General features: G+C 46.9%; 11 protein-coding genes. 5 read left to right on the forward strand and 6 right to left on the reverse strand.

All coding sequences use genetic code 11. From position 1 onward, the window contains the following. Positions 1-3: 3 nt before the first annotated feature. The gene (pdsO, locus tag K6Q96_RS20900) at positions 4-732 is read right to left on the reverse strand and encodes a sortase-associated OmpA-like protein PdsO (RefSeq protein WP_251879787.1); all 729 of its coding nucleotides are present in this window, start codon (positions 730-732) and stop codon (positions 4-6) included. Positions 733-956: 224 nt separating this feature from the next. Between pdsO and pdsR the strand changes: the two genes are divergently transcribed. Genes pdsR through K6Q96_RS20920 form a run of 4 tightly spaced genes read left to right on the forward strand, consistent with a single transcriptional unit; the run spans position 957 to position 5,192 of the window. Beyond that, on the forward strand, positions 957-1,652 hold the full coding sequence (gene pdsR, locus K6Q96_RS20905; RefSeq protein WP_251879789.1) for a proteobacterial dedicated sortase system response regulator: 696 nt from the start codon (positions 957-959) through the stop codon (positions 1,650-1,652). Next, positions 1,649-3,850, forward strand: coding sequence for a proteobacterial dedicated sortase system histidine kinase (gene pdsS / locus K6Q96_RS20910; protein ID WP_251879791.1), 2,202 nt, complete (start codon positions 1,649-1,651; stop codon positions 3,848-3,850). The genes pdsR and pdsS overlap by 4 nt, the downstream gene beginning before the upstream one ends. A gap of 35 nt (positions 3,851-3,885) precedes the next feature. After that, entirely contained in the window at positions 3,886-4,509 is a 624-nt protein-coding gene (locus tag K6Q96_RS20915; RefSeq protein ID WP_251879793.1) for a glutathione S-transferase family protein, read from the forward strand. 14 nt (positions 4,510-4,523) lie between these two features. Then, the gene (locus K6Q96_RS20920) at positions 4,524-5,192 is read left to right on the forward strand and encodes a glutathione S-transferase family protein (RefSeq protein WP_251879795.1); all 669 of its coding nucleotides are present in this window, start codon (positions 4,524-4,526) and stop codon (positions 5,190-5,192) included. 47 nt (positions 5,193-5,239) lie between these two features. Here K6Q96_RS20920 and K6Q96_RS20925 read toward each other — a convergent pair whose 3' ends face one another. Further along, positions 5,240-5,587: an XRE family transcriptional regulator gene (locus K6Q96_RS20925; RefSeq protein ID WP_251879798.1), complete on the reverse strand. Its 348-nt coding sequence runs from the start codon at positions 5,585-5,587 to the stop codon at positions 5,240-5,242. Between the two features lie 181 nt (positions 5,588-5,768). Between K6Q96_RS20925 and K6Q96_RS20930 the strand changes: the two genes are divergently transcribed. After that, a complete protein-coding gene (locus K6Q96_RS20930) occupies positions 5,769-5,975 on the forward strand; it encodes a DUF3283 family protein (protein WP_251879800.1) in 207 nt (68 codons plus the stop codon). Positions 5,976-6,013: 38 nt separating this feature from the next. On the opposite strand, the gene K6Q96_RS20935 is transcribed toward K6Q96_RS20930, so the two are convergent. The 4 genes from K6Q96_RS20935 to K6Q96_RS20950 form a co-directional block, all read right to left on the reverse strand. After that, positions 6,014-6,682, reverse strand: a complete 669-nt coding sequence (locus tag K6Q96_RS20935; protein WP_251879801.1) for a methyltransferase domain-containing protein — start codon at positions 6,680-6,682, stop codon at positions 6,014-6,016. Positions 6,683-6,932: 250 nt separating this feature from the next. Beyond that, complete coding sequence (locus K6Q96_RS20940) at positions 6,933-8,546, reverse strand: sensor domain-containing diguanylate cyclase (RefSeq protein WP_251879803.1); 1,614 nt, start codon at positions 8,544-8,546, stop codon at positions 6,933-6,935. A gap of 182 nt (positions 8,547-8,728) precedes the next feature. Further along, positions 8,729-9,394 carry a cupin domain-containing protein gene (locus K6Q96_RS20945; RefSeq protein ID WP_251879805.1) on the reverse strand — a complete coding sequence of 222 codons (666 nt, stop codon included), beginning with the start codon at positions 9,392-9,394 and terminating at the stop codon, positions 8,729-8,731. A 364-nt stretch (positions 9,395-9,758) separates the two neighbouring features. Next, positions 9,759-11,630 (reverse strand): DEAD/DEAH box helicase, encoded by a 1,872-nt coding sequence (locus tag K6Q96_RS20950; protein ID WP_251879806.1) that lies wholly within the window; start codon positions 11,628-11,630, stop codon positions 9,759-9,761. Between the last annotated feature and the right edge of the window lie 247 nt (positions 11,631-11,877).

Raw genomic sequence — 11,877 nt, forward strand, 5'->3', positions numbered from 1 at the left:
CTTTTACTGATTGTTTGCCGTAGGCATTGCATCCGATACAGAGCGCAGGCTCACGCGGCGGTCAAAGAAGTAGCCTTCGCGGTCACCTTCTTTTTCAAGCGCCAGTTGATTGCCAAATGCGCTTTGAGCCAACTGCGAAGGAGCAACACCCTGCTCAACCAAGTAGTCATAGACAGCCTGAACACGCTGCTGAGAGAGTTTCAGGTTGTATTCTTCATCACCACGCACATCGGCATGTCCTTCTAAATCCCACTGCACATCAGGTTGCTGGCGCATCAAAGCCGCCACTTCATCGAGCTGCAACCGGAAATGTGGCTCAATTTCTGATGAATTAGTGCGGAATTGAATATCCATCGCTAATTCCATCGCGATTTCTTTCTCGTTCATTTTGGCTTTCAATTTCGCTAACTCAATTTCGTTTTCCGCATACAGCGAGCGGTAGGTTTCCAGTTGCGCGTTTTGCTCGCTGATGTCTGCAATCACCATCGCTTGCTGCTCGCTTTGCTCGTCGATACTGGCTACCTGACCGATCAGCCCACCTACGATGGCACCAGCTACCGCACCAACAGGTCCACCGATGACAGCACCTAACGCAGCGCCACCACCGAAGCCAATCATTTCTGTCGTTTGGTCACGTTCAGGTTGCAGCGTTTGGTCTGCGGCAAAAGCCGTAGAAACAGTCATCGGGAATACCAGAGAGATTGCAGCCAGTGTTTTATTCATCTTGTTCATTGTTATTTCCTCATCCATTTCAGGTTGTGAAGGGAGAACCCGTTCGTTGTTTCGATGAGGTCATTAAAACAAGGCAAAATGGCACGGGCTGGGAACAAAAAAGGCAATGCTCGGGGCAATTGTGGCAAAAAAATGGCTTTTACCCTGAATCAGTGACATCCCCTTTTTCAAGGCGCAATTTGCGGTATAGTCAAACCATCTTCTGTTTGATTACTTGAGTAAAAATGAAACGTATCGCTATTGTTGAAGACGAACCTGCCATTCGCGAAAACTATGCAGATGTATTGCGAAAACAAGGTTATTCCGTATCTACCTATGCCAACCGCCCTGATGCTGAAGAAGGTTTTAAGCAACGCCTTCCGGATTTGGCGATCATTGATATCGGTCTTCAGGATGAAATTGATGGTGGGTTTCAGCTTTGCCAATCGTTGCGAGCTATGTCTGCCACCCTTCCGATCATTTTCCTTACCGCAAGGGACAGCGATATAGACACGGTTGTCGGCCTGCGAATGGGTGCTGATGACTATCTAACAAAAGACATTAGCCTCCCTCACCTGATGGCGCGCATCGCCGCTCTTTTCCGTCGCAGCGAATTACTCAGCCTAGCATCGACACAGACAGAATCTTTATTGGAGCGCGAAAACCTGACTCTTGATCTCAACCGCATGCAGGTGAAATGGAAAGATCAAACGGTGGATCTCACCGTGACGGAGTTTTGGATGGTCCATGCCCTAGCAAAGCGTCCCGGGCATGTGAGAAGCCGCCAGGATTTGATGCAAGAAGCGCACGTGGTGGTTGATGACAGCACAATTACCTCCCATATCAAACGCATACGCAAAAAATTCATCGCTCTGGATAGCACGTTTGACCATATCGACACCGTCTATGGCATGGGTTATCGCTGGGACAGCACAAAATGAAGGCAGTAACCGAAAAGGTGTGGCGCTGGATATCAGGCATCCGAACAAAAGTGGTATTGCTGAGCGGGCTTTTACTCTTACTACCCTTTATTGGTTACAACTATGTCTGGGAACTTGAAAATGTGCTCAGACAAGGTCAGGAGCAAACCCTGATGGGGTCTGCCCGTGCTTTCTCAATGGCACTGAATCAACAGCCTGAATTGTTTGAGCGCCAGCAAAAGACCAAACCGCGGCTGGAAGAAGGAAAAGATCTCTATGCTGTGGCGCTGGAATCCCCCATCGATATTGATGGCTCTACGCTGGATTGGGAGCGCTATAAAAAACACAGAGTCAACTATGCCGACGCCCACGTAATTTTCAGCCGGTCCCCTTATCAATCAAATGAACTGAACTTCGATTTGATCATGGCGAGCGACGGTGATGATTTATATGCACTGATTGATGTCATCGACAATTCACCTATCCTTCGGCGTGAAAATACAGCACGGATCGACCGAAATGACCACTTGGTGGTCACTTTAACAACCCCACAAGGCGAGCTTAAACGTTACGGCGTCACCACTACAAAAAGTGGAAGTGCCGACATCTACCTTATTGAAAATACAATAGAAGATATAGAGCATAATTTTCCTTCAGAAGCGATTCGGGGCTGGTGGCAGGAAACTGCACAAGGCTACGTCATTGAACTGGCTATTCCAGATTGGCTTGTCGGTGAAAAGCTCAGTTTCGCCTATTACGATGTGACTGACCCTTACAATCGGGATGTTGAAACTATTCTCGCCACCTCAAACCCGCGCAGTGCCGAGACTCTGGGTACCCTTCTCGTTCCATCTCCTGATATCGAGAAAGTGCTAGAAAGAATGAACGATGGAAGCTCTAGGGTTTGGGTTGTCGATCAACATGGACGCGTGTTGGCCAAAGCCGGAGATCTTCAATCAGCAAACGGGGTTTGGGAAACCACCATTAAATACCATGAAGAACCGACAGGCATAATGGGCTGGATTCAAAACAACATTCTGAACCCCTTCTATTACCGCTTGCTGGAGCGTCCGCCTGAGAAAATTATCGATGCGATGCACAATGCCGCTGTTTTCCGCGGCGTAGAAGTTCAGCAGGCACTCATAGGACGTCCTTATGCCAATTGGCGTCTGACACCGGATGAAAGTACTACAATCCTCTCAGCAGCCTATCCGGTGAGAGTGGGTTCGAATGTGGTTGGCGCTGTTGTGGTTGAAGAAACAACAAAAGGGATCAAAACATTACGCAATAAAGCGCTTGAGCAATTGTTTAATGTCCTACTTGCCGTCATTTGTACCGGTGTGGTCGTGCTGCTACTTTTCGGGTCACATATATCACGTCGCGTGAGAAAACTACGCGACGATGCAGAGAGCGCCATCGACCCGCAAGGACGCGTGTTACATCAACTGAAGCCTGCTACCAGCAAAGACGAGATTGGAGATTTGTCCCGCACACTGTCGACAATGGTAACGCGCCTATCCGACTACAATGCCTATCTGGAGAAGATGTCTTCTAGCTTATCCCACGAACTGCGAACACCTGTCGCCGTTGTCAGGTCTTCGCTTGAAAACCTGGTATTTGTTACCAAGGAAGACGACCAGCTTCGTTACATTGAGCGAGCTCAGGATGGCGTCACAAGATTGGCAACTATTCTGTCGAGTATGACGGAAGCAACCCGTCTTGAGCAGAGTTTTGAACATGCCGAACACATTGAGTTTCCACTCGACAAAGTGGTATCCGGCTGTATACAAGGCTACGAATATGCCTACCCGGATCAAGGTTTCACCCTACATATTAAAGACGGCAACTACCAGATGTCCGGCGTACCTGAGTACATTGCACAGCTTTTAGATAAGTTGGTTGCCAACGCGGTTGAGTTCCACCAGCAAGACACCAATGTCGAGATGTACTTGCTTATTCACGACAATATGGCACGCATCACAGTCTCTAACATTGGACCTCAATTGCCTGAAAATATGGGAAATCAATTACTCGGTTCCATGGTCTCTGTTCGGGAAGAAAAGCGTAAATCAGACAAGCCACATCTCGGCTTAGGATTGTATGTCGCCAGATTGGTGGCAGAGTTCCATCAAGGGCGGCTCTCGATAGCCAATCGACCAGATGGCAAAGGCGTGAATGTCACGGTTTGGCTACCACTCGCAACGACTCAAACTAGCTGAGTAGACAATTAGGGAAAACAACAAAAGGAATCTCCATGAAACTACATGAGTTTGCACCCGCTCCTAACGCAAGGCGCGTTAGACTTTTCCTTGCTGAAAAGAAAATTGATATACCCTCAGTGCATGTTGATATTCGTGGAGGCGAAAACCTAACAGACAAGTTCAAAGCCATGAGTCCGAATGGACGCATCCCTTTCTTAGAATTAGATGATGGGACAACGATCTGCGAGTCTATTGCGATATGCCGTTACTTGGATGCTGCTTTCCCAACAGATCACAATTTATTCGGCTCTACGCCAACCGAGATCGGACAAGTTGAAATGTGGAACCGAATTGTCGAACTTCAAGGTCTCTTCACTGCCTTCCAAGCTTTCCGGAACCTGACGGGCATATACAGTGACCGTGAGCGCTGTATCAAGGCCTGGGGCGAAGAAAGTAAGCTAAGAAATATCGAGTTTTTGCCGGTACTGGAAGAAAGGCTTACCCAATCAACCTATTTGGCTGGGGAACACTTTTCCGTCGCAGATATTTCCGCTTATATCATGGTGGATTTTATAAAGAACATTGATATTCATATTGATGACAGCATGCCTTCTATTCAGCGTTGGTATGAACAAGTCAGTCAACGAGAAGCATTCATCGAAGCACAGTCGAAATAAAAAGGATTGAACCAATGATTGAGCTATACACCGCAGGCACGCCAAATGGCTACAAAATATCGATTGCCCTTGAAGAAATGGGGCTGCCTTACGAGTACCAAGCGCTTGATTTGATGGCCGCAGATCAGAAGAAACCGGAATATCTGGCGATTAACCCCAACGGACGTATTCCAGCGATTGTTGATAAAGACAACGATGACTTCGCAGTTTTCGAGTCAGGTGCAATTCTTATTTATCTCGCAGAGAAAACGGGAAAATTCCTTCCTACCGATCCAAAGAAGAAAAGCCAAGTGCTGCAGTGGTTGATGTTTCAGATGGGTGGTGTTGGGCCAATGATGGGTCAGGCTAATGTCTTCTATCGTTACTTCCCTGAGAAAATTCCAGCTGCGATCGAGCGCTACCAAAACGAAGGGCGTCGCCTGTTCGAAGTCATGAATGGTCAATTGGCTAACAATCGTTATCTGGCTGGTGACGAATACACAATTGCAGATATCTCGACCTGGCCTTGGGTGAGGATCCATGAATGGAGCGGCGTTGATATCTCCGGTCTGGAGCATCTCCAACGTTGGGTGGACGAATTGGCAGAAAGGCCTGCTTGTCAAAAAGGCATTCTGGTTCCTCCTCCGTCTAATCTGTCAGACGAAGAGAAAGCAAAACAAATCTCTAAGATGGTAACGAAGTAAAATCTCTCGTATCCATCAACACTAAAGCCGTCCCGAAGGACGGCTTTTTAAATTTCTTTCACGTATTCGATAAACACTTGGTCGCCTGAATATTCGACCTTGGCAATGGTGCCATCAACGGTTAGAGAGGTTCTTACCACGATGGGTCCGTTGTTCATGATTTTTTTGTTGTCTTTTAGACTGGGTAATGAGCTACCAGGATCCAACCCCATCTCTTTACAGAAACGGAAAACGAAGTTTCTATCCATCGGAACATCACCGCGCATGGTCTTTGAGAAGTCCAACTGACTCACCCCAAGGCGTTTAGCCATTTCGATTTGGGTTATTCGCAACTTCGCTTTGTAAGACATCCACGCGTCATAAAGTGTTTGCCTATCATGATAGGTAAATTCCATAAATCCCCGCTTGTTACCTACCTCTCCATATAGAAAATCATATCGGTGAAGCCTTTTCTCAATGTCAGCGAAGCGTAAGTGCGGCGTAAACACTTGTCGAAACTGGTGCTCTTCGCTATGTTATCGCCCTGCCTGGTCGTTCATTTCATTCTGGGCAAATCATGACAAAGAGAGAGTTACTATGAGCCACAACCTTGCATTGCTGCCACCAGATAAAAAACAAGAAATTGAACTCGATAAGCAAGCAGCTTATTCGGTGTGGCAGGTTAAAAATGCATTGGCAGAAAGAAGTACACTCGCGCAGCAGGCAAAAGACATTTCAGATGAAAATGAACGAGCGCATTTTGTTGATTGCGTTGATAAGTATTCAAAAATAATGGGGCTTTAAAGCCCCATTTTTCCTAACTCATTTGGGAAAATTCTCGTTTACCGTTTTGTCAGCAAAGCCACGTACTTGTTGCTGTCATCACAGTAAACGATGCGACAGTTAAAGTGATGACTGTCAGCCACTCTTCGGAGCGTAGACATGCCGATATCAAACCACGGCGCTTCTTCACTCACTCTCCCGTCAAATTCAAACGTTAAATGACGCGTGCGATAGCCCTCATAACGAAGGTTTTCTGAACTCAAGATCAACCTGCCGCCTGGATACAAATTCCGATGCGCCAGATTGAGAAAATGAAAGAAGTTGCGAATATTACCCAACTGCCCTATCACTCCGCGAAGTGCCAACCAGGTAAAGGTGCGATCAAACATTGGGTGCTGATCAAACAGATGACCACAAATCACTGATGGGACGCCGCGCTGATGCATAATTGCGCAAGCAATAGGTGAACTATCAATCGACGTCACTTTGATACCTTTGGCGATAAGGTAGAGAGAATGCTCTCCACTACCCGCGCCAACGTTCAATACGCTGCGGCGACAATAAGAAAGAGCTATTCTGTCAGTGGCAACATCTTCCGGGCGACGGAAGAAGTCGGATGTTGGGATCACAGATGTGCCATTGTTTTCCCTAACAATGAGTTTCCCTGATTTATTGCCGTTGTAATAGCTGGCTAGCGCGGTACCAAATACCTCTACAACACTCTGCATTGCCATTCCCCCTGTTATTCAACTAAGAGAATACTTGGAAGCGTTACACTCATCTGTCTCATTTATAAAACAGCCGATGGGTATCAGAAAAAAGTCTGAGAAGAATGAAGTTTGTCGTTGCGTCACACTGGGATTAACACGGATATGAACACCAAGTTTCAGGGAGTTAGGTGGCTAGAAGTACGAGATTTTGAGCGACATTCCCCAATTTAAACAGGAAAACCGAGGGATAGACGCATCACAGCGTTATCTAATGCTTTCGACTGAGACGATTTTTTTTGCGGGCACGCTTATGTTGATACATCGTTTTATCTGCTTCGCTAAGCCATTGTTCTGCCGAAACAACTTTCTCTGACAGTTCAATTGCACCAAGACTGATGGAAACATTGATACCTTCCGGTAAGCCTTCACATTCAATATCGCATTTCAAGCGCTCGAGGATATGCGGAATTTCAGCCTTTGCGGTATGCCTTAATAGCACAACAAATTCATCACCACCGATACGGCCCGCAACATCAGAATCACGAATATTAGAAGTAAGATGACCAGCAATGGCTTTCAATACTTCGTCACCTACGTCATGGCCGTATGAGTCGTTGATGTTTTTAAACCCGTCCGCATCGATGTATACCAGTACTGAAAGCTCACTTACCCGATCATACTCCTGATAGGCTTCTTGAATGTCGGTCATGATCGCATGACGTGATTTAATACCTGTAAGAGAGTCATACTCCACAAGTTCACGAAGTTTCTTTGCCATCACAACCACGGTGTCACGCTGTTCGATTTCAGCAGTGATGTCGGTCAGGGTGCCTACACGATAAAGAAGCTCACCATTACCATCAAAAACACAGTTACCGCTATCGCGAATATGCTTCACTCTTCCATCTTCGAAAAGCAATCGATAATTGATATTCCATGAATTAGTGGATGACGAAAATCGTGTACTCTCCGCCATCTTTCGTTCTGCCGGGTGGATTTTGGCGAGAAAAGCGTGAGGGTCGCTGTAGAGCGTTTCGACTTTTTCTTCCCAAATAGTGTCGTAGCATTTGTTCACGTAAAACAAACGCAAAGGATCAGCCGAGGAGATCCAAACAACCGAACTAACGTTCTCGGCTATAGCCCGGAAACGCCTCTCTGACGTAGCGATAGTTTCCTGAAGCTGTTTCTCTTCATGAATATCCAGTACCGCAATCAGAAATTGTTGTTGGTTGGTGTACTTACACAAAATAGAAGACACAAAGGTGCGAACCCAAATTTGGTGACCATTTTTGTGGATGTAGCGTTTGTCCACTCTATACTGATTGCCAGCACCTAAGGTGATGTTTTCCCGCAGTGGTTTCTCGCTATTTGCATCAGAGTGATAAGTTAAATCAAACTCGGTGAGCTGCAACAAGTCATCATCGTTATAACCAAGTAATGTCTGATACGCGGGATTAACGCTGATAAACCGCCCTTCTGGATCGACACGCACCATACCCATCGGTAGCCTCGCCTGCAGTGCTTCATTTAATTCATCGTCCTGCTGGTAAAGGGTAAGTGCAGCAATAAAGGCATTCGTAGGAACGGTGTTGACTAAATTCACTTTCAGCACGTAAATGTCTTTGCTGCGCGAGAGCCGAACTAATTTCGTAAACGGTTCGCAATGGGAGGAGTTAGAAACAACCTGGAAATATCTTACTGCTTCATTCCAAGCGCTCGCGGTCAAATAGCCATCGATGTTTGTATGATCGGGCTGAACGTGGAACAACTGTTGACACTCGAGATTGCTTTGAATGATCTCGCCGAGCTCATTCAATAGAACCATGGGTACAGGTGCAAATTCAAAAAACTGCATCTGAGGAGGGCTGTGAGTCTGAAACATCCGGGTTCGTCATATCCTGTCGCCACTGAGGCATTTTCAAGAAAAAGCTCGAACATTCGAGCCTTACACTCAACCACTATACTAGCGATATAGCGGATTGACATTTGTCTCATTTTTACGCTCAAATCAATAAAATATGCAATCCTCTTATCTGTAGTTGGATAATCTATACATCCACTTTTCTAGACCACTCCTGGGTATGGAAGATGTCCAACTTTTACCCAAAGAAGGGTGTCTTCTTCTGCGTATGGGTTGTACTCGAACATGTGTGGATTTCTAATCCAGGTCCCGGGTCCATATTTTCCATACTCATCCCGATATTCCCCTTGTAAGACATACACCTCTTCACCACAGAAATGCGAAATACTGAAGAAGTGTTGTCCTGCTGGCCATTTGATCATGGCAACCTGCTCACCATTGAATTCGTGCAGAGGCCTCATTAACAGGCGCCCCTGCCCTTTAATCCAGCCTTCTTCATGCAAGGTATTGATACACACTTTGTGATGATCATTCGCAGAGAACTGATGGAGTTTGACTAATAGAGTACAACCAACATAACTAAAAGGGGTGTGTGAGAAACCGGGAGGATTTCTTAGATAAGTCCCTGCTGGGTAATCACCGGTTTCGTCAGAAAACACGCCATCAAGGACAAGGATCTCCTCGCCTAATGGATGTTCATGATGGCGAAAGGAAGATTTGGGAGAGTACTTTACAATACTGGTGGCGTGCCCTCGCTCGGCTTCTTCCCGAGAAAGAGGCTTGCGATAAACGCCCTCTACCGATGAAGATTGCCAATCCATATCGCTGGTGTTAATGATCACCCGCTTATCAAACTGCATGTTCAGCATAAAACAGTCCTCAAACAGGGAAACAACATATACCCAAACAACCTCACCCACCTCGACGATGGATATTACTCGTCAGAACAAATTGAGACGACTTGGGTATATCCCCACCCAATCTAAACAATATCGATTGTGTGGGTTATATGAATAATGCCCAGTTTCGGCTTGCTGTTTCAAGAATATAGCAGCACAAAATAAACAGCCTCGTCCCAATGATTGGAACATCGTCCATTACTTTAGCAAGCACACATGTAATCGATTCTTCACACCCGAAAGTCTAAATTGACACAAGATGTCGCGGAAGCTGTAAACATAAAAAAGCCCGCATTAAGCGGGCTTTTGGATTTTTTAAAGTGAGGCAGTTTAATTATGCGTCTGCGTGACGGCGCTCTCCACGGAACGAACGCTTATCGCCACCGCGGTCACGGTCGAAACGACGGCCGCCTTTGTCACCACGACCTTCGCCACGGTTGCCACCGCGAGAGCCACGGTCATCAAAGCGACGTTGACCACGATCACCACCGTTGCGGTCACCGCCATTGCGACGACGTGGTGGAGACATGTCTACGTGACCTTCAACCAGTTGGGCGTCAGTTGCTTTCTGGCGGATACGCAGTTGCTTCAGTTGACCCAGAATTTCTTTAGGCATTTTCTTTGGCAGCTGAACGTAGGTATGACCTGTAGCCAGCTTGATTGAACCGATGAATTGCTTCTCAAGACCCAGCTCGTTTGCGATAGCACCAACGATGTCTTTCACCTGAACGCCCTGGTCACGACCAACTTGCAACTGGTAAGTGTCCCAGTCTGCTGCATTGTAGCTGCGACGCTCGCCACGATCTGAACGATCACGTGGTCCACGGTCATCACGACGTGATTCACGGCGACGGCTATCACGTTCCATGGCCGCGATCATTGGATCTGGACCGTTGTAGAACAAAGGACGTTTGCCTTGCTGACGTTGAAGCAGCATAGCCGCCAACGTTGCAGTATCAACTTCGATTTGCTCTTGTAGTTTCTCGATCAGGCCAACAAATGCTTCCAGGCTATCAGACTCTTTCTGCTCTGCCAGATCAGCAGCGAGACGAGCCAAACGTGCTTCAGCAACTTTATCGCGTAGTGGAAGTTGAACTTCTTCCATGCGAGTAGAAGTTACGCGCTCAATAGTACGCAGCATACGGATTTGGTTAGTACGAACCAGCAGGATTGCTTTACCTGCACGTCCCGCACGACCGGTACGACCGATACGATGGATGTATGACTCAACATCGAACGGAATATCGTAGTTGAATACGTGAGTGATGCGCGGCACATCAAGACCACGTGCGACTACGTCGGTCGCTACCAGAATGTCAATTACACCACGTTTGATATGGTCAACAGTACGCTCACGAAGTGACTGTGGAATATCACCGTGCAGCGCAGCAGCTTTGAAGCCACGCGCGCTCAGCCAATCAGCCAGGCGCTCGGTATCCTGACGCGTACGAACGAATACGATAGACGCATCAGTTTCTTCAGTTTCAAGCAGACGAGACATTGCTTCATCTTTCTCAACACCTTTAACAACCCAAAACTGCTGTTCAACTTTCTCAACAGTACGGTTGCTGCCAGCTACGTCGATACGTGCTGGTTCGCGCAGGAAGCGGTCAACAATTTCTTTAACCATTGGAGGCATGGTTGCAGAGAACAGCACGCGTTGCGCTGATGCTGGTGCTTGTTCCATGATCCAGGTTACGTCGTCAACGAAGCCCATTTTCAGCATTTCGTCAGCTTCGTCCAGAACGAAGGTATGAACTTCGTCCAGTTGCAGACGTTCACGATTAATCAGGTCTTTAACACGGCCAGGGGTGCCAACAACAATGTGAGCACCACTGCGCAGCGCTCGCATTTGATCAACGATTGAAGCACCACCGTAAATCTCAAGCACTTTCAGGCCATTGATATTTTGACCTAGTTGCTTAACTTCAGCTGCTACCTGGATAGCCAGTTCACGAGTTGGAGCCATAACGATGGCTTGTGGTTTGTGTTGTTTCAGATCCAGCTTATTCAACAGTGGCAGAGAAAATGCTGCTGTTTTACCGGTGCCTGTTTGTGCTTTACCCAGTGCATCAACACCGGTAAGTAGAAGGGGAATCGAAGCTGCCTGAATAGGAGTCGGCGCTACAAAGCCGATTGCGTCAAGAGCAGAAAGAATGTTTTCAGCCAGATCTAATTGGCGAAATTCAGTAACAGTATCTTGCATTGGGATCCCAATATATAGACAAAAGTAACGGGGCCCCTGCTAGCGGTTTCGCACTGTTATTTTTCACTGATACAGGGTCACTTAAACAAAACACGGTGACAACCTACTCTCTGTAACAGTATCTAACGCTACGGGCCTCGACAAATAAGGCGTGCATTCTGCGCCACTAGACCAAAAAAATCCAGAAAAAATTGAACAAGTTCACAATTCTTTCTACGACTGATGGCTTTTTGAGTGCAAAAGCTTA

This window comes from Grimontia kaedaensis (assembly GCF_023746615.1).
GTDB lineage: Bacteria > Pseudomonadota > Gammaproteobacteria > Enterobacterales > Vibrionaceae > Enterovibrio > Enterovibrio kaedaensis.